Origin of the sequence: Kytococcus aerolatus, from assembly GCF_900187395.1 — a bacterium.
Taxonomy (GTDB): Bacteria; Actinomycetota; Actinomycetes; order Actinomycetales; family Dermatophilaceae; genus Kytococcus; species Kytococcus aerolatus.
This window is the reverse complement of sequence record NZ_FYEZ01000002.1, coordinates 375,756-401,874: the sequence shown is the minus strand read 5'-3', so window position 1 is coordinate 401,874 and position 26,119 is coordinate 375,756. Positions and strand designations below refer to the sequence as shown.

Annotated in this window: 27 protein-coding genes; 6 read left to right on the top strand and 21 right to left on the bottom strand. The window is 72.3% G+C overall.

Going from position 1 to position 26,119, the window contains the following annotated elements; translation table 11 throughout:
* Positions 1 to 15: 15 nt before the first annotated feature.
* Both CFT82_RS08910 and CFT82_RS08905 read left to right on the top strand, forming a co-directional pair.
* Complete coding sequence (locus CFT82_RS08910) at positions 16 to 816, top strand: amino acid ABC transporter permease (protein ID WP_088818867.1); 801 nt, start codon at positions 16 to 18, stop codon at positions 814 to 816.
* Positions 813 to 1,493, top strand: a complete 681-nt coding sequence (locus CFT82_RS08905; RefSeq protein ID WP_234994371.1) for an amino acid ABC transporter ATP-binding protein — start codon at positions 813 to 815, stop codon at positions 1,491 to 1,493. The genes CFT82_RS08910 and CFT82_RS08905 overlap by 4 nt, the downstream gene beginning before the upstream one ends.
* A 72-nt stretch (positions 1,494 to 1,565) precedes the next feature.
* On the opposite strand, the gene CFT82_RS08900 is transcribed toward CFT82_RS08905, so the two are convergent.
* Positions 1,566 to 3,491 (bottom strand): propionyl-CoA synthetase, encoded by a 1,926-nt coding sequence (locus tag CFT82_RS08900; protein ID WP_088818701.1) that lies wholly within the window; start codon positions 3,489 to 3,491, stop codon positions 1,566 to 1,568.
* 210 nt (positions 3,492 to 3,701) lie between these two features.
* On the opposite strand from CFT82_RS08900, the gene CFT82_RS08895 reads away from it, so the two are divergent.
* Positions 3,702 to 4,581 (top strand): IS5 family transposase gene (locus CFT82_RS08895; protein WP_088818700.1). Its coding sequence is split into 2 segments (ribosomal slippage): positions 3,702 to 4,049 and positions 4,051 to 4,581, totalling 879 coding nucleotides; the frame shifts between segments, so codons are not numbered across the junction.
* A 362-nt stretch (positions 4,582 to 4,943) separates the two neighbouring features.
* Positions 4,944 to 5,075 (top strand): hypothetical protein, encoded by a 132-nt coding sequence (locus CFT82_RS12225; protein ID WP_268807424.1) that lies wholly within the window; start codon positions 4,944 to 4,946, stop codon positions 5,073 to 5,075.
* 74 nt (positions 5,076 to 5,149) lie between these two features.
* Here CFT82_RS12225 and CFT82_RS08890 read toward each other — a convergent pair whose 3' ends face one another.
* The 7 genes from CFT82_RS08890 to CFT82_RS08860 form a co-directional block, all read right to left on the bottom strand.
* Positions 5,150 to 5,521, bottom strand: coding sequence for a hypothetical protein (locus CFT82_RS08890; RefSeq protein WP_088818699.1), 372 nt, complete (start codon positions 5,519 to 5,521; stop codon positions 5,150 to 5,152).
* A 3-nt stretch (positions 5,522 to 5,524) separates the two neighbouring features.
* Positions 5,525 to 6,148, bottom strand: a complete 624-nt coding sequence (locus tag CFT82_RS08885; RefSeq protein ID WP_143469586.1) for a hypothetical protein — start codon at positions 6,146 to 6,148, stop codon at positions 5,525 to 5,527.
* Between the two features lie 44 nt (positions 6,149 to 6,192).
* The gene (gene ispG, locus CFT82_RS08880; RefSeq protein ID WP_088818697.1) at positions 6,193 to 7,353 is read right to left on the bottom strand and encodes a flavodoxin-dependent (E)-4-hydroxy-3-methylbut-2-enyl-diphosphate synthase; all 1,161 of its coding nucleotides are present in this window, start codon (positions 7,351 to 7,353) and stop codon (positions 6,193 to 6,195) included.
* 43 nt (positions 7,354 to 7,396) lie between these two features.
* A complete protein-coding gene (locus CFT82_RS08875) occupies positions 7,397 to 8,719 on the bottom strand; it encodes a M50 family metallopeptidase (protein ID WP_088818696.1) in 1,323 nt (440 codons plus the stop codon).
* The gene (gene dxr / locus CFT82_RS08870) at positions 8,719 to 9,906 is read right to left on the bottom strand and encodes a 1-deoxy-D-xylulose-5-phosphate reductoisomerase (RefSeq protein ID WP_088818695.1); all 1,188 of its coding nucleotides are present in this window, start codon (positions 9,904 to 9,906) and stop codon (positions 8,719 to 8,721) included. Before dxr ends, CFT82_RS08875 begins: the two co-directional genes overlap by 1 nt.
* Before the next feature lie 5 nt (positions 9,907 to 9,911).
* Positions 9,912 to 10,763: a GH25 family lysozyme gene (locus tag CFT82_RS08865; protein WP_200815107.1), complete on the bottom strand. Its 852-nt coding sequence runs from the start codon at positions 10,761 to 10,763 to the stop codon at positions 9,912 to 9,914.
* 133 nt (positions 10,764 to 10,896) lie between these two features.
* On the bottom strand, positions 10,897 to 12,396 hold the full coding sequence (locus CFT82_RS08860) for an NAD-dependent succinate-semialdehyde dehydrogenase (RefSeq protein WP_088818694.1): 1,500 nt from the start codon (positions 12,394 to 12,396) through the stop codon (positions 10,897 to 10,899).
* A gap of 100 nt (positions 12,397 to 12,496) precedes the next feature.
* Between CFT82_RS08860 and CFT82_RS08855 the strand changes: the two genes are divergently transcribed.
* Positions 12,497 to 13,672, top strand: coding sequence for an LOG family protein (locus CFT82_RS08855; RefSeq protein ID WP_234994370.1), 1,176 nt, complete (start codon positions 12,497 to 12,499; stop codon positions 13,670 to 13,672).
* A 1-nt stretch (position 13,673) separates the two neighbouring features.
* Here the strand turns inward: CFT82_RS08855 and rlmN are convergent, their stop codons facing one another.
* From rlmN to rpsB, 6 genes are all read right to left on the bottom strand, one after another.
* On the bottom strand, positions 13,674 to 14,933 hold the full coding sequence (gene rlmN, locus CFT82_RS08850; RefSeq protein WP_088818693.1) for a 23S rRNA (adenine(2503)-C(2))-methyltransferase RlmN: 1,260 nt from the start codon (positions 14,931 to 14,933) through the stop codon (positions 13,674 to 13,676).
* Positions 14,934 to 14,976: 43 nt separating this feature from the next.
* Positions 14,977 to 15,849: a phosphatidate cytidylyltransferase gene (locus CFT82_RS08845; RefSeq protein WP_200815106.1), complete on the bottom strand. Its 873-nt coding sequence runs from the start codon at positions 15,847 to 15,849 to the stop codon at positions 14,977 to 14,979.
* A gap of 26 nt (positions 15,850 to 15,875) precedes the next feature.
* Positions 15,876 to 16,436, bottom strand: a complete 561-nt coding sequence (gene frr / locus CFT82_RS08840; protein WP_088818691.1) for a ribosome recycling factor — start codon at positions 16,434 to 16,436, stop codon at positions 15,876 to 15,878.
* A 52-nt stretch (positions 16,437 to 16,488) separates the two neighbouring features.
* Complete coding sequence (gene pyrH / locus CFT82_RS08835; protein WP_088818690.1) at positions 16,489 to 17,241, bottom strand: UMP kinase; 753 nt, start codon at positions 17,239 to 17,241, stop codon at positions 16,489 to 16,491.
* Positions 17,242 to 17,407: 166 nt separating this feature from the next.
* Positions 17,408 to 18,256 carry a translation elongation factor Ts gene (gene tsf / locus CFT82_RS08830; protein ID WP_088818689.1) on the bottom strand — a complete coding sequence of 283 codons (849 nt, stop codon included), beginning with the start codon at positions 18,254 to 18,256 and terminating at the stop codon, positions 17,408 to 17,410.
* A 46-nt stretch (positions 18,257 to 18,302) separates the two neighbouring features.
* Complete coding sequence (gene rpsB / locus CFT82_RS08825; protein WP_088818688.1) at positions 18,303 to 19,232, bottom strand: 30S ribosomal protein S2; 930 nt, start codon at positions 19,230 to 19,232, stop codon at positions 18,303 to 18,305.
* Positions 19,233 to 19,567: 335 nt separating this feature from the next.
* Here rpsB and CFT82_RS08820 point away from each other — a divergent pair, with 335 nt between their 5' ends.
* A complete protein-coding gene (locus CFT82_RS08820) occupies positions 19,568 to 20,263 on the top strand; it encodes a M23 family metallopeptidase (protein ID WP_088818687.1) in 696 nt (231 codons plus the stop codon).
* Positions 20,264 to 20,293: 30 nt separating this feature from the next.
* Here CFT82_RS08820 and CFT82_RS08815 read toward each other — a convergent pair whose 3' ends face one another.
* The 7 genes from CFT82_RS08815 to lepB form a co-directional block, all read right to left on the bottom strand.
* Positions 20,294 to 21,232 carry a tyrosine recombinase XerC gene (locus CFT82_RS08815; protein ID WP_088818686.1) on the bottom strand — a complete coding sequence of 313 codons (939 nt, stop codon included), beginning with the start codon at positions 21,230 to 21,232 and terminating at the stop codon, positions 20,294 to 20,296.
* 38 nt (positions 21,233 to 21,270) lie between these two features.
* Positions 21,271 to 22,362: a DNA-processing protein DprA gene (gene dprA, locus CFT82_RS08810; protein WP_088818685.1), complete on the bottom strand. Its 1,092-nt coding sequence runs from the start codon at positions 22,360 to 22,362 to the stop codon at positions 21,271 to 21,273.
* Complete coding sequence (locus tag CFT82_RS08805; RefSeq protein ID WP_088818684.1) at positions 22,359 to 23,885, bottom strand: YifB family Mg chelatase-like AAA ATPase; 1,527 nt, start codon at positions 23,883 to 23,885, stop codon at positions 22,359 to 22,361. The genes dprA and CFT82_RS08805 overlap by 4 nt, the downstream gene beginning before the upstream one ends.
* Positions 23,882 to 24,244, bottom strand: a complete 363-nt coding sequence (locus CFT82_RS08800) for a YraN family protein (RefSeq protein ID WP_088818683.1) — start codon at positions 24,242 to 24,244, stop codon at positions 23,882 to 23,884. Before CFT82_RS08800 ends, CFT82_RS08805 begins: the two co-directional genes overlap by 4 nt.
* A 112-nt stretch (positions 24,245 to 24,356) precedes the next feature.
* Positions 24,357 to 24,662, bottom strand: coding sequence for a DUF2469 domain-containing protein (locus tag CFT82_RS08795; protein ID WP_088818682.1), 306 nt, complete (start codon positions 24,660 to 24,662; stop codon positions 24,357 to 24,359).
* Entirely contained in the window at positions 24,659 to 25,345 is a 687-nt protein-coding gene (locus tag CFT82_RS08790) for a ribonuclease HII (RefSeq protein ID WP_088818681.1), read from the bottom strand. The genes CFT82_RS08795 and CFT82_RS08790 overlap by 4 nt, the downstream gene beginning before the upstream one ends.
* A complete protein-coding gene (gene lepB, locus CFT82_RS08785; protein ID WP_234994369.1) occupies positions 25,342 to 26,103 on the bottom strand; it encodes a signal peptidase I in 762 nt (253 codons plus the stop codon). The genes CFT82_RS08790 and lepB overlap by 4 nt, the downstream gene beginning before the upstream one ends.
* Between the last annotated feature and the right edge of the window lie 16 nt (positions 26,104 to 26,119).

Genomic DNA, 26,119 nt, shown 5'->3' with positions numbered 1-26,119 from the left:
GGTTCCCGTCACGCCATGACCCGCACCCAGCGCAACCGCGCGACGCAGGGCGTGCTCTATGCCCTCTTCACGGCGGTCCTCCTCGCCCTCGTCGTCCTCGCGGACTGGAAGGCCATCGGCCACAACTTCTTCAAGCCCGAGGGCTTCACGGGCTCGTGGGAGTACATGGTCCTCACCGCGGCGAAGAACACCATCGTCTACACCGCGATCGCCTTCGCCGGCGGCTTCCTGCTCGCCGTGCCGCTGGTCCTCATGAAGCTCTCCCCGGCGGCTCCGCTGCGATGGCTGGCCACCGCCTGGGTCGAGCTCTTCCGCGGGCTCCCGGCCCTGATCGTCATTCTCTTCATGGGCGTGGGCGTCCCCATCGCCTTCAACGGCTGGACCCCACCGGGTGGCATGCTCGGCGCGGGTCTGGGCGGCCTCATGCTCGTCGCCTCCGCCTACATGGCCGAAACCCTGCGCGCCGGCATCCAGGCGGTGCCCAAGGGACAGATCGAGGCGGCGCGCTCGCTGGGCATGTCCCCCGCGCGCACCATGCTCACGGTCACCTTTCCGCAGGCCATCCGGATCGTCATCCCGCCGCTCACGAACGAGCTGGTGCTGCTCATCAAGGACACCTCGCTGCTCTTCGTGCTCGGCTTCATGGTGCAGGAGAAGGAGCTCACCACGGCGGCCCGGGACTTCATGTCCTCGGGCCCGAGCGCCGGCACGGCGACCTCCCTGGTCTTTGCCGCGATGCTCTACCTGGCCATCACCCTGCCCCTCACGCAGCTCGTCGCGTGGCTGGAGCGCCGACAGTCCCGGAGGTCCCGATGACCCGCACCACGATGCTGCACCCGACGCAGCAGATCGACCCCGACGCCCCGGCCATCCGGATCCGCGGTCTGCGCAAGGCCTATGGCGAGGTGGAGGTGCTCCACGGCATCGACCTCGACGTCGAGCCCGGCCAGGTGGTCTGCGTCATCGGCCCGTCCGGCTCGGGCAAGTCCACCCTGCTGCGCTGCGTGAACCGCCTCGAGGAGCCCAGCTCGGGCACCATCGAGATCGAGGGGATCGACATCACCGACCCGGAGACCGAGGTGGACGTCGTCCGGTCGCGGATCGGCATGGTCTTCCAGTCCTTCAACCTGTTCACGCACATGAACGTCCTGCGCAATCTCACGGTCGCGCAGGTGAAGGTGCTGGGCCGAGGACGCGCCGAGGCGGAGAAGGTTGCCCGCGAGAACCTGGAACGGGTGGGCCTGGGTCACCGCGCCGACGCCCACCCCACCGAGCTGTCCGGCGGCCAGGCGCAGCGCGTGGCGATCGCCCGGGCCCTGTCCATGAACCCGGACATGATGGTCGTCACCCACGAGATGGGCTTCGCCCGCGAGGTCGGCGACCACCTGGTCTTCATGGCCGACGGCGCGAGCGTCGAGCAGGGTGATCCGCGGACCGTCCTGTCCGCCCCGCAGGAGGAGCGCACCCGGGACTTCCTGGCCCGCGTGCTCTGAACCTGCCGCTCCCCACCGATCTCCCGGACGAGAGGGGCCGCACCCACCGGGTGCGGCCCCTCCGCCGTGTGCTCAGGAGCGGCGCAGCACCGGCGCCAGCGCCTCCAGGACGGCCGGGTCCTCGATGGTGCTGGGCACCACCGGGTCCTCCCCGTCGGCCAGCTGACGCATCGTCTTGCGCAGGATCTTGCCCGAGCGCGTCTTCGGCAGAGCCCCGACCACGTCCACCTGCTTGAGGGCGGCCACCGCCCCCACCTCGTCCCGGACCCGCTGCACGAGCTCCTGGACGAGCTGGTCGACCCCGGCCTCGTCGAGCTCGACGCCGTCCTTGAGCACTACCAGCGCCCGGGGGACCTGCCCCTTGAGCGGGTCGGCCACGCCCATCACCGCGCACTCGGCGACCTGCGGGTGACCGGCCAGGGCCTCCTCCATCGACCCGCTGGAGAGGCGGTGGCCCGCCACGTTGAGCACGTCGTCGGTGCGACCCATGACGTACACGTAGCCGTCGGCGTCGACCATCCCGCCATCCCCGGTGAGGTAGTGCTCCGGGTAGGCCGAGAGATAGCTCGACACGTAGCGCTCGTCGTCGCCCCAGAGCGTCGGCAGGGTGCCCGGCGGCATCGGCAGCCGCAGGCAGATCGCCCCCTCGGTGCCCGGCTCCACCTGGTCCCCGCGCTCGTCGAGCACCTCGATGCGGTACCCGGGGGTGGCCACGGTCGGCGAGCCGGGGCGGATCTCCAGCGGCTCGATGCCGACCGGGTTGGTCGCGATCGGCCACCCGGTCTCGGTCTGCCACCAGTTGTCGACCACCGGCACGCCGAGCTGGTCGGTGGCCCAGCGCCAGGTGTCGGGGTCCAGCCGCTCGCCGGCGAGGAAGAGGTGCTGCAGGGTGGAGAGGTCGTGGCGGCCCAGGTGCTCGCCCTCCGGGTCCTCCTTCGTGATCGCCCGGATGGCGGTCGGCGCAGTGAACAGCGCCTTCGCCCCGTACTCCTCGACGATGCGCCAGAACGCGCCGGGGTTCGGGGTGCCGACCGGCTTGCCCTCGTAGAGCACCGTGGTGGCGCCGGTGAGCAGGGGCCCGTAGACGATGTACGAGTGGCCGACCACCCACCCGACGTCCGAGGCGCAAAACCAGGTGTCCCCCGGCCCGATGCCGTAGAGGCTCTCCATGGACCAACGCATCGCCACCGCGTAGCCCCCGGTGTCGCGAACGATGCCCTTCGGCCGGCCGGTGGTGCCCGAGGTGTAGAGCACGTAGAGCGGGTCGGTGGCGGCCACCGGGGTCCAGCCGGCCGGCTCCACCGCCCCGGGGGTCATGAGCGTGGCCCAGTCGACATCCCGCTCCCCCAGCTCGGCGGTGTGCTGCTCGCGCTGGAGGATCAGGCAGTGGTCGGGGGTGTGGGCCGACCGGCTGATCGCCTCGTCGAGCATCGGCTTGTAGGGGATCACCCGGGTGCGTTCCACGCCGCAGCTGGCGGAGACGACGACCTTGGGCGCGACGTCCTCGATGCGGACGGCCAGCTCGGCCGGGGCGAACCCGCCGAAGACCACCGAGTGCACCGCGCCGAGGCGGGCGCAGGCGAGCATCGCGATGACGGCCTCGGGGACCATCGGCATGTAGATGACCACGGTGTCGCCCTTGCCGACCCCGAGAGCGCGCAGTCCCCCGGCGCAACGGGCGACCTCGTCGAGCAGCTGGGCGTAGGTGTACTCCCGCCGCGAGTCGGTCACCGGGCTGTCGTGGACCAGGGCCACCTGGTCGGCCCGCCCGTGGATCACGTGCCGGTCCAGGGCGTTGAAGCAGACGTTGAGCTCCCCGTCGGGGAACCAGCGGTACAGCGGCGCGGCGCTGTCGTCGAGGGCCCGGGTGGGTCGGCGGTGCCAGTCGATGAGCTCGGCGGCCTCGAGCCAGAAGCCCTCCGGGTCCTCGGTGCTGCGCCGGTACACCTCCCGGTAGTCCTGCCCGGTGGTGTGGCCCGCGGTGGTCCGGCTGTCCATGACCCTGTCCTTCCTGCCGGGTGTGCCCGGCTCGCTGCCCGGTGACCGGGATCACGAGCCAGTCTGGGATCTGGCGCCCTGCCGGTCGACCGGAGCCTGCGGATCGGCACCAAGCTGTGACCTTCACCGGCTCTCGGGAGGCGCGGTCCCCGAGAGCGCCCTAGGGCGTGTCTCCCAAGTTGAGCCGCCCGCGCTCGCGATGCTGGGCGTGTGAGTCGTCGTTCCGAGTTGAGTGATGAGCAGTGGGCGCGGATCGCGCCGCTGATGCCGCAGGTCAGCGGCCGTTCTCGGCCGTTCAGGGACCACCGGCAAGTAGTCGAAGGGATCATCTTCCGCTATCGGTGCGGGGTGGCGTGGCGGGACCTGCCTGAGCGCTTCGGCCCATGGCAGACGGTGTGGAAGCGGCATCGCGGGTTCAGTCGTGATGGGACCTGGGACAGGATCCTCGCCGTGGTGCTTGCCGAGGCCGACGCGGCCGGTGACATCGACTGGGCGGTCAGCGTGGACTCAACGATCAACCGGGCGCATCAGCACGCCACCACCCTTCCCCGCAGCACAGGGGGCCGACGCGAATCACATGAATCAGGAAATCGAGCCGCCTGACCATGCCGTCGGCCGCTCTCGCGGTGGCCTGTCGACGAAGATCCACCACGCCGTCGACGGCAAGGGCAGGCCACTGGCCGTGCTCGTCGGACCTGGCCAGGGCGGGGATGCTCCGATGTGCCTGCCGTTGTTGAACGCCATCCGAGTCCCCCGCCTTGGCGCCGGGCGACCACGGACCCGCCCGGACGCCCTGCTTGCAGACAAGGCGTACTCCTCGCGGGCTATCCGCTCAGAGCTGCGGCGTCGCGGCATCGTGGCTGTCATCCCAGAACCTCGCGACCAGCAGGGACACCGGAAGCGGCGAGGCTCACGCGGGGGCCGGCCGGTGGCCTACGACCCGGCGCTCTACAAGCAGCGCAACGTCGTCGAACGCGCCTTCTGTCTGCTCAAGCAGTGGCGTGGGCTGGCCACTCGCTACGACAAGCACGCCGTGACCTACCGCGGCGCCGTCGTCCTCGCAGCCATCATGACGTGGCTGCGCGCGTAGAACCGTCGCCTCGTTCTTACCGCCTGCGACGTCGCATCAGCACGTACGCAACGGCGCCAGCAACCACTGCGCCGGCAAGAGCGAGACCGACTGAGAGCCCTGCGCCGCAGGGGACCACATACCCGAAAATCGAGTAGCACTCGGGCGGGTTCCGATCAATCCCGGAGGCCGGGAACAGCAGTAGAACGATCAGGATTCCGACCGCTGCCGCGCTCAGAGCCACTACCCATCCGTCGCGCCGTCGCGATCCTCGGAGGCCTTGATCCGTCATCGCTGCCACCTCGCAGGCTTAGGAGATGGCCCGCACGCTATCGGACCCTCGGTGGCGGCAGTCTTGGGAGACACGCCCTGGCGTGGTGCCCATGCGCATCGGAAACACGGAGATCCGTCCCCTCGGCGGGGGCCCCGGCTGCCTGGCGATGATCCTCGTCTCGGTCGTCGGCTCGATCCTGCTCACCCTGCTGCTCAACCTGGGGCTGCTCGCCCTGGGGTGAGCCCCCACCCGGCGCTGGGAAGAACGCGCTGGCGCCGCACCCGGTCGGGTGCGGCGCCAGCGCGTTCGGAACGATCAGCGAGGATTCTGGGGTGCCACACCCACGCTCTGGTGGTGCGCGTTGTCCCACTCGCGGGCAGAACGGAAGTACGTGTACGCGTAGGTCGTCGTCGCCACAATGATGATGGCCATCGCGATCCACGGCGTGGGGATGAAGACGGCGACGCCCATGGCAGCCCCGAAGAGCGATGTCTTGAGGGCCCAGGGCCAGCCTGGGTCACGGAACTGCCTCGAACGGGCCGCACCCACCACCGTGATCAACCCGATCATGGCAACGCTCAGCCCCATGTAGAGCGGGTCACGCTCCCCGCCGCGGACGGTGAGGACGACCAGCAGTGAAAACGCACCAACCACAAGTTCCGGAAGAGGCAGGTGGGAGGTTTCCATGCGTCACTCCACTTCCACTCGCAGCGGAGGCAGGCCGAACTGGCTGTAGATGCCGATCCCCTTGCCCGATGCGACCGCCTGAAGGATCTTCACCGCGAAGTCCGCGAAAAAGGCTCCCCCGAGAACCGCTGTGGCGAAGCCCAACGGCCCGCTGAATGCTGCACTGAAGGTTGCCCACGCTGCGGCCAGCGCGGCGGGGCCCACCTCGGCCGCAGCCGTCAGGGCTGCTGCCGTTCCGACCGTGAGATCGGAGTGGCTCAGGTACAGGAGTCGGCCGGCGGCCACGACCTCATCCATTCCCGGGGCACTCGCACGGCTCGTGTCGTTCGCTCGCCGCAGCACGGCGCGCAGCTCGTGAATCTCCGCGGAGCTGAAACCGTGACGATGCCGCAACTCGCCGGTACTCGCCTCGAGATGAAGGCGGTTGCCCTCCCAGCGAAACCTCTCCCCCATCTGGGCCACCTTCTGGAGAAGGCTGGACTGCTCCGGCGCCGCCACTGCGTGCGCCGGGACAATCGCTCCCAGCATGACGGCAATGCCCCCAGAACAAGCGATCCGTCGGCTCACAGCGTGCATGATGTCCTCCTCGACATCGTGTGCTTGCCCTGAAAGGCTGTCAAGACTCACGGGGGGGGGCTGTCAACCCCAGGACTCTTGACGAGGGCGGGCCCTCAGCCCTTGGCGGTCACCACCGGGGCGCCACCCTCGCCGTCGACCGGCTCGCCCATCTCCTCGGCGATCCGCATCGCCTCCTCGATGAGGGTCTCGACGATCTTGCTCTCCGGCACGGTCTTGATGACCTCGCCCTTGACGAAGATCTGGCCCTTGCCGTTGCCGGAGGCCACACCCAGGTCCGCCTCGCGGGCCTCCCCCGGACCGTTCACGACGCAGCCCATGACGGCCACCCGCAGCGGGACGGTCATGCCCTCCAGGCCGGCGGTCACCTCGTCGGCGAGCTTGTAGACGTCCACCTGGGCGCGGCCGCAGGAGGGACAGGAGACGATCTCCAGCTTGCGGGGGCGCAGGTTGAGCGACTGCAGGATCTGCGTGCCCACCTTGACCTCCTCGACCGGCGGGGCCGAGAGGCTCACCCGGATCGTGTCACCGATGCCCTTGGCCAGCAGGGCCCCGAAGGCGGTGGCCGACTTGATGGTGCCCTGGAAGGCCGGCCCGGCCTCGGTGACACCGAGGTGCAGCGGCCAGTCCCCCCGCTCCGACAGCATCTCGTAGGCCTGGATCATGACCACCGGGTCGTTGTGCTTCACCGAGATCTTGAAGTCGTGGAAGTCGTGCTCCTCGAAGAGCGAGGCCTCCCAGACCGCGGACTCCACGAGGGCCTCCGGGGTGGGCTTGCCGTACTTCTCGTAGAGGCGCGGGTCGAGCGAGCCGGCGTTGACGCCGATGCGCAGGGAGACCCCGGCGTCCTTGGCCGCCTTGGCGATTTCCCCGACCTTGTCGTCGAACTTCTTGATGTTGCCCGGGTTCACCCGCACCGCCGCGCACCCGGCGTCGATGGCGGCGAAGACGTACTTGGGCTGGAAGTGGATGTCGGCGATCACCGGGATCTGGCTCTTCGCGGCGATCGCGGGCAGGGCGTCGGCATCGTCCTGGGTCGGGCAGGCCACACGCACGATGTCGCAGCCGGCCGCCGTGAGCTCGGCGATCTGCTGGAGCGTGGAGTTGATGTCCGCGGTCTTCGTCGTGGTCATCGTCTGCACGGAGATCGGGGCGTCACCACCCACCCAGGTGGAGCCCACCTTGATCTTGCGGGTCTTCCGGCGCGGGGCAACGGTCTGCGGGACGGGTGCGGGCATTCCGAGCGAGACGGTCATGCGCCCAGTATCGCAAGTGCCGGCAGCGGGTGGGCCCCCTGCCTCAGCCGAGCCGGATCGGCTTCACGAGGTCGGCGTAGACGAGCAGCACGGACATCACGACGAGCACCAGGGCCATCGCCGTGGCCAGCGGCATCATCTTCGCCACGTCGACGTGCCCGGGGTCCGGGAGTCCTCGCACCCGGGCCCACCAGCGGCGGAGCCCCTCCCACAGCGCCCCCGCCACGTGCCCGCCGTCCAGCGGGAGCAGGGGCACGAGGTTGAAGACGAAGAGGGCCATGTTCAGCGAGGCGAGGATCGAGCCCCAGAAGGCGATCCGGCCGGGCCAGTCCAGGCCGATCTCCTCGGAGCTGGTCACCTCGCCGGTCACCCGGCCCACGCCGACCACGGACATCGGCCCGTTCGGGTCGCGCTCCTCCAGCCCCAGCACGGTCTGCCCGACGTCCACCAGCCGGGCCGGGATGGTGAGCACCACCTTGGCGGTGGCCCACAGCCCGTCCCCGAGCGCCCCGGGGACCGCGGAGAGCGTCTGCCGGACCGTCTCGTGGGCCGGCGAGGCCCCCAGGTAGCCGACCTCCTCGAGGACCGGCTTCCCGTCGCGCTGCTGGACCTGCCCGTCGACGACGACCGGACGCTCCCGGAGCACCGGCTCGGCGGTGAGCTCGACGGTACGCCCGTCCCGTTCCACCGTGAGCTGCAGCTCCTGGCCCCCGGCCTCGCGGATGCGGGCGCTCACCTGCTCCCAGCTCTCGGCCGGTGCCCCGCCCACGGTGATCAGCTGGTCACCGGGCTCGAGCCCGGCCAAGGCCGCGGGGCTCCGCTCGTCCTGCGGGCCGCACTCGGTGGCCGCGGGGTCCTCCGGGGCGCACTCCACGACGCTGGCGATGCGCGTGGTCGGCTCGGCCACCCCGTGCAGGGTGAGGACCCCGGTGAGCAGCACCGCGGCCAGCACGAGGTTCATGAGCGGGCCCCCGAGCATGATCATGACCTTGCGCCACACCGGGAGCCGGTAGAAGAGGCGGTCGGTGTCCTCGGGGCGGACCTGCTCGTGGTCGGCCTCCCGGGCGTCGTCGGCCATCTGGTCGAGCAGCCCGGTGGAGCCCCGCCGCAGCGTGCCCGCCGGGTCCTGCGGGCGGGGCGGGAGCATCCCGATCATCCGGATGTACCCGCCCAGCGGGATCGCCTTGATCCCGTACTCGGTCTCCCCCCGCTGCCGTGACCAGACCGTGGGACCGAAGCCGACCATGTACTGCGTGACCCGGACCTTGCTGGCCTTGGCCGGCACCAGGTGGCCGATCTCGTGCAGGGCGATGGAGATCCCGACGCCCAGGAGCACCACCAGGACGCCGAGGAGGTAGAGCAGCATCAGGCGGCCCGGGCGGCGATGCGGGCGTGCGCCGCGCTGCGGGCCTCCGCCTCGGCGACCAGCAGCGAGTCCAGGGTCAGCTCACCCAGCTCGCGCCCGGCAGTCATCTCCTCGACCACCTCGGCCACGACGTCGACGATCTCGGTGAAGACCAGGCGACCGGCGTGGAAGGCCTCCACGCACTCCTCGTTGGCGGCGTTGTAGACCGCCGGGGCGATCCCGCCCAGCCGGCCGACGTGGAAGGCCAGGCGCACCGCGGGGAAGGCGTCGTCGTCCAGCGGGTGGAACTCCCAGGACTGCGGCTGGCGCCAGTCGGTGGCCTCGTCCACGTGCTCCAGCCGCTCCGGCCAGGCCAGCCCGAGGGCGATCGGCACGAGCATCCGGGGCGGGCCGACCTGGGCGATGGTCGACCCGTCGCGGAACTCCACCATCGAGTGGATCTGCTGCTGCGGGTGCACCACCACCCGGATGTCGTCGAAGGGGACGTCGAAGAGCAGGTGGGCCTCGATGACCTCCAGCCCCTTGTTCACGAGGGTGGCCGAGTTCGTCGTCACCACCCGCCCCATCGCGAAGTTCGGGTGGGCCAGCGCCTGCTCGGGGGTGACGTCGGCCAGCTCCTCCCGGCTGCGGCCACGGAAGGGCCCGCCGGAGGCGGTGATGACCAGCCGGCGCAGCTCCTCCCGGCGCCCGCTGGCCAGGCACTGCGCGATGGCCGAGTGCTCGGAGTCCACCGGCACGATCTGGTCGGGTCGCTGCACCGCCGCCTTCACCAGCGGTCCCCCGACGATGAGGGACTCCTTGTTCGCCAGGGCCAGCGTGCTCCCCGCCTCCAGAGCCGCCAGCGTGGGACCCAGGCCGATCGAACCGGTGATGCCGTTGAGCACGACGTCGACCGGCTCCGCGGCGAGCTCGGCGGCGGCCTCCGGTCCGGTGAGGATCCGTGGGACGTAGCGCAACCCGCCCCGGAGGGCCCCCAACCGCTCCAGCAGCTCCTCGGCGCTGCCGTGGGCGATCGCCACGACCTCGGGCCGGTTCTCGAAGACCTGGCGGGCCAGGAGATCAAGGTCCGAGCCCCCGGCAGCCAGCCCGTGGACCTCGAAGCGGCCGGGGTTCTGGGCGACCACCTGGAGGGCCTGGGTGCCGATGGACCCGGTGGATCCGAGGAGGGTGACGCGGCGGGGAGTCATGCGGGTCAGCGTACGACGCGGCCCGTGCTCGCCAGCTCCTCCAGGTCGCTGCGGTCACCGTGGACCCGGTTCACGTCGTAGCCGTGGGCGTCGACCGGGCGCACCTGCCAGATCGTGTGGGAGGCACCGTGGGCGGACCACGAGCGGGGCGCGGGGCCCGGGTCGCTGGCGTATCGGGCGAGCCACAGCGGCACGTCGGAGAAGTCCGCCTCGCCCACGCAGGTGTTCCACCAGTCAGCATTCGTGTAGATGACCGGCTTCACACCCGTCAGCTCCTCGTAGCGGTCGACGAAGGAGCGCGCCCACTGGTTCATCTGCGACGGGCTCTTGCCATAGCAGGCGGGACCGTAGGGGTTGTACTCGAGGTCCAGGGCGCCGGGGAGCGTCCGGCCGTCGGCCGACCAGCCACCCTTGTTGGCCACGAAGAACTCCGCCTGCTCGGCGCCGGAGGAGACCGACGGGTTGGCGAAGTGGTAGCTGCCGCGCAGCATCTCCTGCTGCGTGGCACCCGTCCACTGCTCGCTGAACGAGCTCGCACGCAGGTAGTTGCCCTCGGTCGCCTTGATCCACGCGAACTGGGCGTGGTGGTCGGTGAACCACTGCCAGTCCCGGATGGAGGTGTGCCCGCTGGTGTCGACGCCGAAGGGCCCGTGGGCGGCCCGGGCCGCCGGACTGGGCGTGGCACTGCCGCGGACCGAGAAGAGAGGCTTCGGCGTGGACCAGCCCATGGTCGCACCGTCCCCGTCACGCGGCAGGGAGGGCTGGTCACCTCCCTTCGCAGCGGCCGGCCCGGCGAGGGCCAGCGAAAGGAGGGCGGTCGGCACGAGGAGGCGCAGCACGGTGGACTTCGTCAGCACGAGATGCTCCTGGAGGGGAGGAGGGTGGAGGGGTGTGACCCGAGGGCCGGTTCGACGCTAACCGGCAGGATGTGACCCCCACCACCCCACTCCTCCTCCGGCACAGACTCTTTGCCGGATCCTGACCGGGCCCTCAGTCCGTGAGACCGAGGTACTGCGTCTCGAGGTACTCCTCGACCCCCTCGTGGCCGCCCTCCCGGCCCAGCCCGGAGTGCTTCACGCCACCGAAGGGCGCCGCCGCCTCGGAGACCACGCCCCGGTTGACCCCGACCATCCCCGTCTCCATCCCGCCGGCGAAGGCGAGAAGGCGCTGGAGGTCGCTGCCGTAGACGTAGCCGACCAGCCCGAACTCGGTGTCGTTCGCCAGCTCGAGGGCCTCGTCGTCGTCCTCCACCACGATGATCGGCGCCACCGGCCCGAAGATCTCCTCGGCCAGGCAGGCAGCACCCCGCGGAACCCCGGCCAGCACGGTCGGCGGGTACCAGTGGCCACCCTCCGGCAGGCGCTCGGCCAGGGCCGCCGCCTCCTCCGGCCCACCGGTGACGACCCCGGCCCCGGCCGCCACGGCGTCGTCCACGAGGCGCTCGACCTTGGTCAGCGCGTCGGCGTCCAGCAGGGGCCCCAGGTCGGCCCCCTCGTCCCCACCGGGTCCCACGGTGCGGGCCGCGGCGGCCTCGGCGAGGCGCTCGGTGAACTCCTGGGCCACCTCGCGGTGCACGATGAAGCGGTTGGCCGCCGTGCAGGCCTGGCCGATGTTGCGGAACTTCGCGGCCATCGCCCCCTCCACGGCGGCGTCCAGGTCGGCATCGTCGAGCACCACGAAGGGCGCGTTGCCGCCGAGCTCCATCGAGCTGCGCAGGAGGTTGTCGGCGGTCTGTCCCAGCAGGGTGCGTCCCACCTCGGTGGAGCCGGTGAAGGTCAGCTTCCGCAGCCGGGGGTCGGCCAGGACGGGCGCCACCACCTCGGAGGTGCGGCTCGTGGTGAAGCAGGTGACCACCCCGTCGGGGAGCCCGGCCTCGCGGAGGATCTCCATAAGCAGGATGGCGGTCAGCGGGGTGGCCCCGGCCGGCTTGAGCACCACCGAGCAGCCGGCGGCGAGCGCCGGGCCGATCTTGCGGGTGCCCATGGCCAGCGGGAAGTTCCACGGGGTGATCGCCAGCACCGGGCCCACCGGGCGGCGCCGGGTGAGGATCGTCGCTCCTCCCCCGGGCGCCGGTGCGGTGCACCCCTCCAGCCGGACGGCCTCCTCGGAGAACCAGCGGAGGAACTCGGCCCCGTAGGCGACCTCGCCCCGCGCCTCGGCCAGGGACTTGCCCATCTCCAGGGTGATCACCGTGGCGATCTCCTCGGTCCGCTCGGTGACGAGCTCGAAGGCTCGGCGCAGGACCTCGGCCCGCTCCCGCGGACTCGTGGCAGCCCAGGCCGGGCCGGCCTCCACCGCGGCGTCCAGCGCGGCCACCGCGTCGGCCTCGGTCGCGTCGGCGACCTCCCGCAGGGTCTCCCCCGTGGCGGGGTCGGTCACCGGGAAGGTGCCCTCACCGGTGGCCGGCACCCAGCCGTCGGCGGTGAGCAGGCCGGTCAGCCCGGCCGGGACAATCGTGGCGAGTCGCTGCAGGAGGTCGGAGTGTGTCATGCCCCCGAGCCTCGCACGTCCTCCTCGGCGGTGCGGGCGGTCATGGTCCTCACCGTGCCATTCCACGGGCTCCAGCACACACCCGGTTAGCGTGGCCGCCGTGGACATCCCAGCGCTCACCGCCAACCCTGCGATCCCCCTGCCCGGCCATCGTGGTCTGGCCCACCGCCCGGGGCGGGACCTCACCGACGTGGGCACCTTCGAGGCCCTGCTCTCCCGGGTGGAGCGGGGCGAGGATGACCTGCACCGCGTGGCCCTGGACGGTCTGGATCTGACGGACCTGGCGGACCGGCTGCGAGCCCTGCCGGTCGAAGCCCTCCACGGGCTGGTGGTGCTCGGCGGGACGCTGCCGGTGGACCTGCACGCCCGCATCGTCCACGCCGGCGGGGTGGTCTTCCCGGCCGCCCCCGACGCCCCGGTCCGCCCCCACCGCGGAACCCTCTACACCGCCCAGGAGCTCTACGCCGGCCTCGCGGAGCACGGTTACGAGGCCACCCCGGACGCCCGCGCCTACGCCTGGTTCCGCGACGAGCGCCTGCACGGCGACTCCTACGTCTCGATGCTGCGGGCGATCCACGACGAGTCGATGGTCGACGCCCTGGTGGAGCTGCTCACCGGTCGGGAGGTGGTCGGGGTCATGGGCGGGCACGCGCTGCGCCGTGGCACCGCCGAGTACGCCGCGGCGGCCCGGCTCGGGCTGCGCCTGGCGGACGCCGGGCAGGTGGTGCTCACCGGCGGTGGTCCCGGGGCGATGGAGGCCGCGAACCTCGGTGCCCTCTCCCCCGACGGGGAGAGCCTGCGGCGTGCCCTGACCCGACTGTCCGCGGCGCCGGACTTCGAAGAGGTGGGCCCCTGGGCCCGGGCCGGGCTGACGGCCCGGGAGGAGCTGCCGGTGCCGGCCTCCCTGCACAGCGTGGGCATCCCCACCTGGTTCTACGGGCACGAGCCGCCGAACCCCTTCGGCCAGCAGATCGCCAAGCTCTTCTCCAACGCACTGCGGGAGGACCTGCTCCTGGCCCAGTCCACGGCGGGCCTGGTCGTCCTGCCCGGCGCCGCGGGCACCGTCCAGGAGGTCTTCCAGGTGGCCACCCGCCTCTACTACGCCACCCCGGGCTCCGAGCTGGGCGCGCTGGTACTGGTGGGGCGGGAGCACTGGACCCGGACCCTGCCGGTGTGGCCCCTGCTGGAGGCCCTCGGCGCGGAGCGGGAGATGGGGCGGGTGCTCCACCTCGTCGACGACGTGGACGAGGCCGTCACCCTGCTGGCCCGGGACTGACTCAGCCCAGCGTGCCCTCCGGCGCGGCGGCGAGCTGACCGCACGCCCCGTCGATGTCCGAGCCGCGGGTGTCACGGACGGTGGTGGGGATGCCGTGCGCGCGCAGCCGCTCGACGAACTGCTGCTCCACGCCGCGACGCGAGGCGGTCCACTTCGAGCCCGGCGTGGGGTTGAGCGGGATCGGGTTGACGTGCACCCAGCCCCGCCCCCGCGCGTTGAGCTTCTCCCCGAGCAGGTCCGCCCGCCAGGCGTGGTCGTTCATGTCGCGGATCAGCGCGTACTCGATGGAGACGCGGCGCCCTGTGGCCTCGTAGTAGCGGTATGCGGCGTCCAGGGCCTCGTCGACCTTCCACCGGGTGTTGATCGGGACCAGCTCGTCGCGCAGCTCGTCGTCCGGGGCGTGGAGGCTGAGCGCCAGCGTGGCCGGGATCCCCTCCGCGGCGAACTTGTCGATGGCGGGGACCAACCCCACGGTGCTCATCGTCATGCCGCGGGCGCTCATGCCCAGCCCCTCGGGAGCCGGGTCGACCATGCGGCGCAGGGCGTCCACCGCCCGCCGGTAGTTGGCCAGGGCCTCCCCCATCCCCATGAAGACCACGTTGTGCACGCGCTTCGGGCCCTCGGCCGCCTCCGGGGCGGTGGCGGCCGGGGCGGCGTCGGCCTCACCGGGGTCGTTCTCCCCCAGCTCCACGGCCCCCTCGGCCAGGGCCGGTGGCGGGGCCAGACCGGGCGCCTGCGGGTCGTTGAGCATCCGGTTGGCCGCCACCACCTGGGCCACGATCTCCGCGGTGGAGAGGTTGCGGGTCAGCCCCGCCTGGCCCGTGGCGCAGAAGGGACAGTTCATCCCGCACCCGGCCTGGCTGGAGAGGCAGAGCGTGACGCGGCGCGGGTAGCGCATGAGCACCGACTCCACGAGGGCACCGTCGTGGAGGCGCCAGAGCGTCTTCACCGTGGCCCCGTCGTCGGCCCGCTGCACCGACAGGGGGGTCAGGAGCTGCGGCAGCAGGCCCGCCACCTTCTCCTCGCGCTCGGCGGCCGGGAGGTCCGTCATCGCCGCGGGGTCGTCGGTGTACCGCTCGAACCAGTGCTTGCTGAGCTGGCTGGCGCGGAAGGCGGGCCACCCGGCCTCGACGACGGCCTCCTTGCGGCCGGCCAGGTCGAGATCCGCCAGGTGGCGCGGCGGCTTGCCCCGCCGGGGTGCGGTGAAGGTGAGCTCGCCCGGGCGGGGGCTGGGAGTCGTGGGCTGCGGCAGATCGGTCATCGGGACCATCCTCCCACCCGGGCCCTCCCGGTGGGGCCGGCGCTCAGCCCGCCGTGGTCGTGGCGGCCAGCAGGGCCCAGGCAACCGGTGCGGCCACGAGGATCGAGTCCAGCCGGTCCATGAGTCCCCCGTGCCCGGGCAGCAGCTGGCTCATGTCCTTGATGCCGACGTCCCGCTTGAGCGCCGACTCGGCGAAGTCCCCCACCGTGCCGGCGGCGGCGACCGCGACGCCGACGAGCGGCCCGGCCCACCAGGGGCCGTCGAACCAGGCCTGCACGAGGACCACCCCCAGCACCAGGCTGAAGAGCACCGAGCCGCAGAACCCCTCCCAGGACTTCTTCGGCGACAGGTTCGGGGCCATCGGGTGCTTCCCGAAGAGCTCCCCGGCGGTGTATCCCCCCACGTCCGACCCGGCCGCCAGGGCGATGAGCGTGACCACGCGCCACACCCCGTCGTCCGGGGCCACGAGCAGCACCGTGCACGCCGCCAGCACCCCCACGTACCCGGTGACCAGGGCCGCCCCCGTGACGTCCGCCAGCGCCCGGGGCAGACCGGAGGCCGCCGGGTGCTGGGGATCCTCCGGGTCACCGGCCTGGGGGCGGTAGGCGCGCCAGACCACCTGCAGGACCAGCATCGCCACCGCGGAGACCGTCAGCCCCGTTCCCCCGCCGAACCAGGTGCCCCAGGCGATCACCATCGGGCTCACCACGGTGGGCACGACGGGGACCCGGATGCCGCCGGGCCGCTGGTGCAGCGCTCGCATGAGCTCCCAGGCAGCCACCGCCCCCGCCAGGCCGACGAGCAGCACGAACCCCTCCCGCCGGATGAGCAGCGAGAGCAGGATGAGGGCGCCGAGCGCGACCCCGACCGCGATGGCGGCCGGCAGGTTGCGCCCGGCGCGTGGGGTGGCAGACACCGGGCTGCGGGGAGGGAGCCGGGAGGTCAGACCTCCAGCAGCTCCGCCTCCTTGGCCTTGAGGATCTCCTCGATCTGGTCGGTGTGCTTCTTGGTGAGGGCCTCGAGCTCCTTCTCCCCGCGGGTCCCCTCGTCCTCCCCGATCTCGCCGTCCTTGACCAGGCCGTCGATGTGCTCCTTCGCCGCGCGGCGGATGTTGCGGACCGCTACGCGCGCCTCCTCGCCCTTGGTCTTGGCAAGCTTGATGTACTCCTTGCGGCGCTCCTCGGTGAGGGCCGGCAGGACGCAGCGGATCTGGTTGCCGTCGTTCGAGGGGTTCACACCGAGGTCGGACTCGCGCAGGGCCTTCTCGATGGCGTTCATCGCCGACTTGTCGAAGGGCTGCACCATGATCGTGCGGGCCTCCGGCACCTGGAAGGAGGCCAGCTGCTGCAGCGGGGTCGGGGCACCGTAGTAGTCGACCATGATCTTGCTGAACATGCCGGCGTGCGCGCGACCGGTGCGGATGTCGGCCATGTCCTCGTGCGCGACCTCGAGGGCCTTGTCCATCTTCTGCTGCGCCTCGGTGAGGGCGTCCTTGACGGTCATGTCAGTCTCCTGATCTGGGGTGTCCGGGGGTCCCGGGGTGTTCGGGGGTGGGTCACTCAGCGGTGACGATGGTGCCGATTCTCTCACCGCGGAGGGCCTGCGTGATGGCGCCCTCGGCCTGCATGCCGAAGACCATCATCGACAGCCCGTTCTCCATGCACAGGGAGAACGCCGCGGCGTCGGCGATGCGGAGCTGCTTGGCCAGCGCCTCCCCGAAGGTCAGGTGCTCGTAGCGCTCGGCGGTGGGGTCCTTGTGCGGGTCGGCCGAGTAGACGCCGTCCACGCCGGACTTGCTCATGAGGACCTCGTCGCACTTCATCTCCAGCGCCCGCTGGGCGGCGACGGTGTCGGTTGTGAAGAAGGGCATGCCAGCACCGGCGCCGAAGATCACCACGCGCCCCTTCTCCAGGTGGCGGATCGCCTTGCGGGGGATGTACGGCTCGGCCACCTGGGTCATCTCGATGGCGGTCTGGACGCGGGTGTCCACCCCCTCGGCCTCGAGGAAGTTCTGGAGGGCCAGGCAGTTCATGACCGTGCCCAGCATGCCCATGTAGTCGGCGCGGGTGCGCTCCATGCCCTGGGTCTGCAGCTCGGCCCCGCGGAAGAAGTTCCCGCCCCCGACGACGATGGCCACCTGCACGCCCTCCCGGACGGCCGCGGCGATCTGCGCGGCGATCCCCTTGACGACGCCCGGGTCGACCCCGACGGAGCCCCCGCCGAAGACCTCGCCGGACATCTTGAGCAGGACGCGGCGCGGGCGGTCGGGCGCGGTGGGTCCCTCGGCGGGCTGGACGGTGGTGGTCATGGTGCTCCTTGCGTGCGCTGGTGGGCTCGCCGGGGGGGCGAGGCGGGAGGGCCGGCGGCAGGCCGCCCCGATCCTCGCACATCCGGACGCGCCGGAGGGCGTGTGCCACCCCTGCGGGTGTGCACACGCCCTCCGGCGGGTTTCGGCGTCGAACGACGCCGGGGGATCAGGCCTGGACGTCGGAGCCGACCTTGAAGCGGGCGTAGCCCACGACCTCGGCACCGGCCTCCTCGGCGACCTTCGCGACGGACTTCTTCGGGTCCTTGGCGAAGGGCTGGTCCAGGAGGACGTTGTCCTTGAAGTAGGCGTTGACGCGACCCTCGATGATCTTCGGCAGGGCCTGCTCCGGCTTGCCCTCCTCCTTGGCGGTCGCCTCGGCGACGCGACGCTCGTTCTCGACCGTCTCCGGGTCGATCTCGTCGCGGGTCAGGGCGGTCGGGGAGAACGCGGCGGCGTGCATGGCGATGTCGCGACCAAACTGCTCGTCGGTGCCGGTGGTGGCCACGAGCACGCCGATCTGCGCCGGCAGGTCCGGCGAGGTCTTGTGCAGGTAGGCCACGACCTGACCACCCTCGGGGGCGGTGAGACGGGCGAGGTTGCGGATCTCGATCTTCTCGCCGATGGTCGCGTTGGACTCGTCGAGGAGCTCCTGGACGGTCTGGCCGTCCAGGGTGGAGCCCAGCAGGGCCTCCACGTCACCGATCTCCTGCGCCACGGCGTGGGCCAGGACCTTGTCGGCCAGGGCGATGAACTTCTCGCCCTTGGCCACGAAGTCGGTCTCGCAGTTGATCTCGAGCAGGGTGCCCGCACCCTCTGCGGTGTGGGCGGCCACCAGGCCGTTGGAGGCCGAGCGGCCCTCACGCTTGGTGACACCCTTCAGGCCCTTGATGCGCAGGGCCTCCTTGGCGGCCTCGATGTCGCCGTTGGTCTCGTCGAGGGCCTTCTTCACGTCGAGCATGCCGGCGCCGGTCTGCTCGCGCAGGGCCTTGATGTCGGCTGCGGTGTAGTTCGCCATGTGCTGCGTTCTCCTTCGGGAGTGTGTCGAGCGGTCGGAGGTCAGGTCAGGCCTGCGGCTGCTCGCCGGCCGGGGCCTCGGCAGCCTCGGTGGCGGGTGCCTCGGTCGTCGCCTCGGCGGCGTGCGCCTCGGTCACCGGGGCCTCGGTCGCGGGAGCCTCGGCAGCAGGGGCCTCGGCCGCGGGGGCCTCGGCCGCGGGGGCTGCGGCGGCGTCGGTGGCGGCCTCACCGGCCAGGAGCTCTCGCTCCCACTCAGCCATCGGCTCGTCAGCGGCGGCACCGCCACCGTTGCGGGTCATGAGGCCCTCGGCCGCGGCATCGGCGATGACACGGGTCAGCAGGGCGACGGACCGGATCGCGTCGTCGTTGCCCGGCACCGGGTAGTCGACCTCGTCCGGGTCGCAGTTGGTGTCCAGGATCGCGATGATCGGGATGCGCAGCTTGCGGGCCTCGGTGACCGCGAGGTGCTCCTTGTTGGTGTCCACGATCCAGACCGCCGAGGGGGTCTTGGACATGTCGCGGATGCCGCCCAGGGTGCGGTCGAGCTTGTCCAGCTCGCGCTTGAGGACCAGCAGCTCCTTCTTCGTGCGACCGGAGCCGGCCACGTCGTCGAAGTCGATGGCCTCCAGCTCCTTGAGGCGCTCGAGGCGCTTGTGCACGGTCTGGAAGTTGGTGAGCATGCCGCCCAGCCAGCGGTGGTTCACGTAGGGCATGCCCACACGGGTCGCCTGCTCGGCGACGGTCTCCTGGGCCTGCTTCTTCGTGCCGACGAACAGGATCGTGCCGCCGTGGGCCACGGTCTGCTTGACGAACTCGTGGGCCTCGTTGAGGTAGGACAGCGACTGCTGCAGGTCGATGATGTAGATGCCATTGCGCTCCGTCATGATGAAGCGCTTCATCTTGGGGTTCCAGCGACGGGTCTGGTGTCCGAAGTGGACGCCGCTCTCGAGGAGCTGGCGCATGGTGACGACGGCCATGCCGAGGTCTCGCTTTCTCGTGGGGTGCAGTTGTCTCCTGGCACGGGCGGTGGCCCCCACCCCCTGGAGCACGGGCCTGAGCCCTGCTCCGCGGAGGACCGCGGGCGCCACACCGTTCTGCCGGACCGGGCCCGGCGTGCTCGTGCGCGAATTCACGTGTCGGCACCCGCCCTCCGGCCTCCTGAGGAGATCCATCGTCCGGGCACACGCCACGCGTGGTGACGATCCTATCCCACGGCCCGGGCCGACGTGGTCGCCCTCGTCGGCGATCTGCTGCTCCACAGGCTTCCCCCCAGGGGCCCCCGCCGGGGGTGGCGTCCCGCCACGCTGGGCGCATGTCCCGCTTCACCGTCCTCACCCCCCGACGAACCACCCGACCACGTGCGGTGGTGCCAGCTCTCGCCGCCGCCCTGCTCGCGACCTCCGTGGCGGCCCCGCAGCAGGCCGCGGCCCTCCCGACCTCGGACACGACGTCGCCCTCGAGCGCACCGCCCCTCCCGGCCGTCGGTGCGTCGTTCGCCCCGGAGGCGGCTCTCCCCTCCCCCGACACCCCGCCGGAGCTCCTCACCGGGGCGAGCGGCTACCACCCGCTGCGCTTCACCTGGCCCTTGGTCCCGACACGGATCCAGCGGGAGTTCGACCCGCCGGCGACCCCCTACGGCCGGGGGCACCGCGGGGTGGACCTCGCCGGCGTCACCCCGCAGCAGGTCCTGGCCGCCGGCCCCGGGGTGGTCACCTGGAGCGGCACCATCAACTCGGTGGGATCGCTGACGATCACGCACGCGAACGGGCTGCGGACGACCTATCTCCCGCTGGCCACGCGGACGCCTCTGGGCACCCCCGTGGTGGCCGGTCAACCCATCGGCACCATCGCCCCGGGGCACTGCCTCGGCATCTGCCTGCACTGGGGCGCCTACACCAAGGAGGGGCTGAAGCCCCGGAAGCGTTATGTCGACCCCACGCTGCTGCCGGGTTTCTCCCCGGAGCTCAAGCCGGACGCTGGTCCGCTCCGGGGCCCACGAACCCGCTGACGGGGTGGTCCCGTCACGCCGCCGCGCTCCTCAGGCGCGGGGATGGGCCTGCTCGAAGGCGGCCCGGATCCGCTCCACCGAGACGTGGGTGTAGATCTGCGTGGTGGCGAGGCTGGAGTGGCCCAACAGCTCCTGCACCGAACGAAGATCCGCGCCGGCGTCGACCATGTGGGTCGCCGCCGAGTGACGCAGTCCGTGGGGGCCCAGATCGGGGGCACCCTCCACGGCACGGGTCGCGGCGTGGACGACGCGCCGCACCTCGCGGGGGTCGATCCTCCGTCCCCGGACCCCGACGAAGAGCGCCGTCACGCCGGGCCCGGACAGGACGGGGAGACCCTCGTCCACCCACCGGCCGAGCGCGACCCGGGCCGGTTGGCCGAAGGGCACGACCCGCTCCCGGTCGCCCTTGCCGAGCACCCGCACCAGCTGGTCACCGAGATCGACCGCCTCAGGATCCAGGCCCACCAGCTCACCGACCCGGATGCCGGTGGCGTAGAGGAGCTCCAGGATCGCCTGGTCGCGCAGTGCCGCCGCCCGGGCCCGGACGTCCTCGTCCTCACCCCCCGGGCCGTCCCCGGCGGGGGGGCCCGGCCGTTCCCCCGCGAGCATCTCCGCTGCCTGGTCGGCCCGCAACACACCCGGGAGGCGACGGTCCGGGCGCGGAGCCTCCAATCGCCCCGAGGGGTCCTCGTCGAGCTGGCCGGTGGAGACCATCCACGCGAAGAAGCGACGGAGGGAGGAGGTCCCGCGGGCCAGCGTGGCCCGGGCGAGCCCTGCCTCGGACCTCCGGGCAGCATGCGTGCGCAGGTGCCGCAGGGTCACCTCGCTCCACTCGGCGACGCCCAGGTCCTCGAGCGTCCCCACCAGCGCCCGCAGGTCGGCGGTGTAGGCCCGCACGGTGTGCTCCGAGCGGCCCCGCTCGACCTGCAGGTGGTCGGCGAACTGCTCGACGGCGGTGGTCAGCGGCATGCCCGCAGTCCACCACAGACAGGTGCCTCCTGCGGCGCTCAGGCGCGGACCCAGCCGCCGTCCACCCGGTGGGCCTGCCCGGCCATCAGGAGCATCCCGAGCGCCTCCTCGGTCTCGGCCAGGGCTCGTCCACCGGCCCTCGCGACCGCCATCGGGGTGGCCGGCCTCGCCGAGAGCACCTCCCAGCACCAGCGGCGCTCGGGATGGACGGCGTCGGCGGGGAGTGTGTGGCCCTGCACCGGCAGGGCCAGCTGACCGCCCATCGGCCCGACCGCCTCCAGGAGCTCCTCCGGGGAGGTCACGAGCACGGCCACCCCGTCCCGGACCAGCTGGTGGGTGCCCACCGACATCTCCGAGCTGACCGGGCCCGGCACCGCCGCCACCGGGCGGGAGCACCGGTCGGCCCACCGCGCCGTGGACAAGGAGCCCGACCGCGCCCCGGCCTCCACGACCAGGGTGCCGGTGGAGAAGGCTGCGATGAGCCGGTTGCGCGTCAGGAAGCGGTGCCGCTGCGGAGAGCAGCCCGGCGCCGACTCGCTGACCAGCGCGCCGCTCTCCCGCACCGCGTCCAGCAGCCCGGAATGGGCCCGGGGGTAGGCGCTATCGACCCCTCCGGCCAGGAAGGCGACGGTCCGACCGGATGCCGCGAGCGCTCCCCGATGAGCCGCGGCGTCGATGCCGAAGGCTCCCCCGGAGACCACCGTGTGCCCCCAGCCGGCCAGGGCGTGCGACCAGGACCCGGCGGTCTGCGTGCCGTACGCGGTGGCCGCCCGGGCGCCCACCACCGCCACCGAGTCCACGAGGAGATCCGCCAGCCGGCCGCTCCCCCGCACCCACAGGCAGGACGGAGGCTGCAGGAGCCGGTCGGCCCCGTCCGGCCACTGGTCGTCACCGGGCACCAGGACGGTGATGCCCAAGCGGTCCGCCAGCTCCTCCTCCCGGTCGAGGTCGAGCTCGGCCAGCCGGGGCGCGAACCGCCCCGCGGCCAGTCCGGGGTCCTGCCGCAACCGGTCCAGTGCCTCCACCGCCCCGTGGCGCTCCCGCAGCTCGGCGGCCTTCTCGTCCAGGGGCTCGGCGATCCGGCTCCAGGCCACCCGGGCCCGGCGCTCGGCATCCCATCCGGTGGTCATGCCGCCTCCTCCCCACGCAGGCTGAGGGCCCGTCCGAGGTGACCTCCGTCGACCGCGGCGGCACCCTCCAGGTCAGCCAGGGTCAGGGCCACCCGCAGGACGCGATCCACCCCCCGGGCGCTCAGGACTCCGGCCCGGTGCGCGTCCTCCAGCGGGGACAGGGCCGAGGCCGGCACCGCGTGCTCACCCCTCCGGAGCACGCTCCCCGGCACGTGGGCGTTGAGCACCCACGGGTGCTCGCGCCACCGGTGCCGCTGCCTCTCCCGGGCCACCGCTACCCGCTCGGCCACCCGGGCCGAAGTCTCGCGGACCCGCTCGGTGCCCCACAGCTCGGAGACCGGCTCCATCTCCACCTGCAGGTCGATCCGGTCCCGGATCGGACCCGACAACCGCTTGGCGTAGTTCCGCCTCACCACCGGGGAGCACTCGCAGGCCCGCCCCCGCACCACCCGCCGGCCACCCCGGCCGCACGGACAGGGGTTCACGGCCACCACCAGCTGGAAGCGGGCCGGCAGCTCGACGGCCCCCTCGGCGCGCAGGAGCACCACCCGCCCCTCCTCCAGGGGCTGGCGCAGCGCCTCGAGGGCGTCCCGCCGGAGCTCGGCCGCCTCGTCGAGGAAGAGCACCCCGTGCAGCGCCCGGCTCACCGCCCCCGGCCTCGCGGTGCGGGATCCCCCACCCACCAGGGCGCTCGTGCTCGAGCTGTGGTGCGGCGCGATGAAGGGTGGTGTTCGGGTGAGGCGGGAAGCCTCCGGGTCCAGGACGGACTCCACGGCCGCCAGCTCCAGAGCCTGCTCGTCGGTGAGCTCCGGCAGCAGGCCGGGCAGCCGGCTGGCCAGCATGGTCTTGCCCGTCCCCGGAGCACCGTGCAGCAGCAGGTGGTGCCCACCCGCGGCGGCCACCTCCAGGGCGTTCTTCGCCGCCTCCTGGCCCACCACCTCCGACAGGCAGGGCACCTCCACCGGGGGCTCGGGTGCGGGCGCCGGAGCGGCTCGGCCCAGCGGACGACCGTGCTCGCGGTAGTCCTCCACGAGCTCGGCGAGCGAACCCACCCCGATGATCTCGACCCCGTTCACCTGCCCCGCCAGCACGAGACTCTCCCGCGGCACCACGACACGCTCCACGCCCGCCGCCCGTGCTGCGAGCACCGCGGGCAGGACCCCGGGGACGGGCCGGACCTGCCCGTCGAGCCCCAGCTCCCCCAGATGGGCCACGCCGTCGACCGCCTCGGCCGGAAGCGCTCCAGCCGCGGCGAGCGCCGCGAGCGCGATGCCGAGATCGAAGCCAGTCCCCCGCTTGCGCAGGTCCGCCGGGGAGAGGTTGACCACGAGGCGTCGACTGGGCAGGGGGATCCCGGAGTTCACCGCCGCCGCCCGGACCCGGTCCGGTGCCTGGGCGCAGGCGGCGTCCGGCAGGCCCCCGAGGGTGAAGGTGGGCAACCCCTGCCCCAGATCCGCCTCGATCCGGACCATCCGTCCGGTGACGCCCAGCACGGCCACCGCCCAGGTCCGCGCCAGGCTCATGCCACGGCTCCGATCACGTGGTGGACCGTCACCGGGCCCGAGGGCGGCGCCAGCACACCGAGGACGTCGATGCGGATCTCCTGCCACCGCCCCGGGTGCGCTAGCAGCCAGGCCGCGGTCAACCGGCGCAGTCGGCTGCGCTGGGCGGGCCGGACCATCTCCACCGGCTCCCCGAAGGCGGCCGTGGTCCGCGTCTTGACCTCGCAGACCACCAGCACCCCGTCGCGAGCGATGACCAGGTCGATCTCCCCCAGCTCGTGCCGCCAGTTGCGGTCCAGGACCTGCCATCCCCGGGCCGTCCACCACTCCGCGGCGAGGTCCTCGCCCCGCTGCCCCAGCTCCGTGCGTCGTCTCATCATGCCCCCACGGTGGCCCGGTCAGGGGGTCACCGAACCGGACCCGGCACCGAGCCTGTGGACGGAGGGGGCCGCTGGTGGTGGGTTCTCCCCGGTTCCCCACGCCGCCGGTCGCTCACTCCGGCGGCTGCAGCTCCGTCTTCGCGATCTCCTCGACGTTGACGTCCTTGAAGGTCATCACCCGCACCTGGGAGACGAAGCGGGCCGGCCGGAAGACGTCCCACACCCACGCGTCGGTGAGGTGGATGTCGAACCAGGTGTCCCCGTCCTCGCCCCGCAGGCGGACGTCCACCTCGTTGGCCAGGTAGAAGCGTCGGTCGGTCTCCACCACGTAGGTGAAGAGACCCACCACGTCCCGGTACTCGCGGTAGAGGGCCAGCTCCGCCTCGGACTCGTAGCGCTCCAGGTCGTCGGTGCTCACACGGCCTCCTCGATGCCGAGCCGCCAGCTGCGGCGGTGCTCCCTGCTGACTCCCCAGCGGCGCAGGGCCTCCCGGTGACCGGCCGCCGCGTACCCCTTGTTGCCCTCCCAGCCGTAGGGAGCGAACTCCGGGTCCCGGGCCAGGGCGACCATGCGTGCGTCCCGCTCCACCTTGGCCAGGACGCTCGCGGCGGCCACCGAGGAACAGGTCCGGTCGCCCCCGATGCGGGTGACCACCGGCGGGACGGGGGGCCCGTCCCCGGCGAGCAGGCCCGCCGTCATCGGGTCGGTGAGCCAGTCGTGCTTGCCGTCGAGCAGGACGACGTCCACCTCGACCCCGCAGGCGTCCAGCGCCCGGCGACCGGCGAGCCGCAGGCCACCCATGATCCCGTGGGCGTCGATCTCGGCCGGTGAGGCGTGGCCCACCCCGCGGGCCACCCCCCAGCCCTGCAGGGCCGGGACCAGCTCCTCGCGCCGGGCCGCCGAGAGCTCCTTGGAGTCACGCACCCCGGCCGGCGCGGAGCGGGTGTCGCCGTCGACGACCACCACCCCCACCGTCACCGGTCCCGCCAGGGCACCGCGACCCACCTCGTCCATGCCGGCCACCGTCCGGTGCCCAGCGCGCAGCAGCTCCCGCTCCGTGCGGAGCGTGGGGCTGGTCCGCGATCCACCGGTGGGCGTCATCCAGCGGACTTCACGTCGTCGAAGACGCCGCCGTCCGGGAGGGTGCCCAGGTGGTTGAAGGGCCAGATGACCACGAAGGCGGTCCCGGTGACGCGGTCCATGGGCACCGGCCCGTTGAAGCGCGAGTCGCCCGAGTTCGAGCGGTGGTCGCCCATCACCCAGACGTGGTCGGCCGGGACGGTCTCGTCGAACTCCACCAGCGAGGGCACGTCGCCCTCGTAGACGTAGGACTCCTCCAGCGGGGCGCCGTTCACGGTCACCCGGCCCTGCGCGTCGCAGCAGGCCACCTCGTCGCCACCCTCCGCGATGACGCGCTTGATGAGGTACTCGTCCCCGTCCCCGGGGAGGACGCCCACGAACTGACCTGCCTTGTACAGGGGGCTCTTCTCCGTGGTGCTGGCCGGCAGCCAGCCGCCCGGGTCCTGGAAGACCACGACGTCGCCGCGCTCCACCTCGAAGGGGGTCGGCGAGAGCTTGTTGACCAGGATCCGGTCGCCCTCCTCCAGGGTGTTCTCCATCGACCCCGAGGGGATGAAGAAGGCCTGCACGAGGAAGGTCTTGATGAGGAAGGCGAAGAGCAGTGCCAGCACCGCCACGACGACCGTCTCCTTGAGGGCGTCCCACCAGGAACCGCGGTCGGCACGCTCCTCGGTCGAGGGGTCCGTGGTCCCCGACTCCGCCGGGTCGGTCCCGACCGGGTCGTCCAGCCGGCGGGCTCCGCCGGCGTCCGGCGTCCGGTCCGCGTTCTCAGGCGTCATCGACTGCTCCTCTGGG

Bases quoted from the DNA above. Each gene is read 5' to 3' on its own strand.
- ispG (WP_088818697.1), bottom strand. From the start codon at position 7,353: ATGACCGTCTCGCTCGGAATGCCCGCACCCGTCCCGCAGACCGTTGCC.
- CFT82_RS08800 (WP_088818683.1), bottom strand. From the start codon at position 24,244: ATGATGAGACGACGCACGGAGCTGGGGCAGCGGGGCGAGGACCTCGCC.
- CFT82_RS08805 (WP_088818684.1), bottom strand. From the start codon at position 23,885: ATGAGCCTGGCGCGGACCTGGGCGGTGGCCGTGCTGGGCGTCACCGGA.
- lepB (WP_234994369.1), bottom strand. From the start codon at position 26,103: ATGACGCCTGAGAACGCGGACCGGACGCCGGACGCCGGCGGAGCCCGC.
- CFT82_RS08910 (WP_088818867.1), top strand. From the start codon at position 16: ATGACCCGCACCCAGCGCAACCGCGCGACGCAGGGCGTGCTCTATGCC.
- CFT82_RS08815 (WP_088818686.1), bottom strand. From the start codon at position 21,232: ATGCCGCTGACCACCGCCGTCGAGCAGTTCGCCGACCACCTGCAGGTC.
- CFT82_RS08820 (WP_088818687.1), top strand. From the start codon at position 19,568: ATGTCCCGCTTCACCGTCCTCACCCCCCGACGAACCACCCGACCACGT.
- CFT82_RS08790 (WP_088818681.1), bottom strand. From the start codon at position 25,345: ATGACGCCCACCGGTGGATCGCGGACCAGCCCCACGCTCCGCACGGAG.
- CFT82_RS08875 (WP_088818696.1), bottom strand. From the start codon at position 8,719: ATGCTGCTCTACCTCCTCGGCGTCCTGGTGGTGCTCCTGGGCGTCGGG.
- CFT82_RS12225 (WP_268807424.1), top strand. From the start codon at position 4,944: ATGCGCATCGGAAACACGGAGATCCGTCCCCTCGGCGGGGGCCCCGGC.
- tsf (WP_088818689.1), bottom strand. From the start codon at position 18,256: ATGGCGAACTACACCGCAGCCGACATCAAGGCCCTGCGCGAGCAGACC.
- dxr (WP_088818695.1), bottom strand. From the start codon at position 9,906: ATGACTCCCCGCCGCGTCACCCTCCTCGGATCCACCGGGTCCATCGGC.
- CFT82_RS08900 (WP_088818701.1), bottom strand. From the start codon at position 3,491: ATGGACAGCCGGACCACCGCGGGCCACACCACCGGGCAGGACTACCGG.
- pyrH (WP_088818690.1), bottom strand. From the start codon at position 17,241: ATGACCACCACCGTCCAGCCCGCCGAGGGACCCACCGCGCCCGACCGC.
- CFT82_RS08905 (WP_234994371.1), top strand. From the start codon at position 813: ATGACCCGCACCACGATGCTGCACCCGACGCAGCAGATCGACCCCGAC.
- CFT82_RS08860 (WP_088818694.1), bottom strand. From the start codon at position 12,396: ATGACACACTCCGACCTCCTGCAGCGACTCGCCACGATTGTCCCGGCC.
- rlmN (WP_088818693.1), bottom strand. From the start codon at position 14,933: ATGACCGATCTGCCGCAGCCCACGACTCCCAGCCCCCGCCCGGGCGAG.
- dprA (WP_088818685.1), bottom strand. From the start codon at position 22,362: ATGACCACCGGATGGGATGCCGAGCGCCGGGCCCGGGTGGCCTGGAGC.
- frr (WP_088818691.1), bottom strand. From the start codon at position 16,436: ATGACCGTCAAGGACGCCCTCACCGAGGCGCAGCAGAAGATGGACAAG.
- rpsB (WP_088818688.1), bottom strand. From the start codon at position 19,232: ATGGCCGTCGTCACCATGCGCCAGCTCCTCGAGAGCGGCGTCCACTTC.
- CFT82_RS08890 (WP_088818699.1), bottom strand. From the start codon at position 5,521: ATGGAAACCTCCCACCTGCCTCTTCCGGAACTTGTGGTTGGTGCGTTT.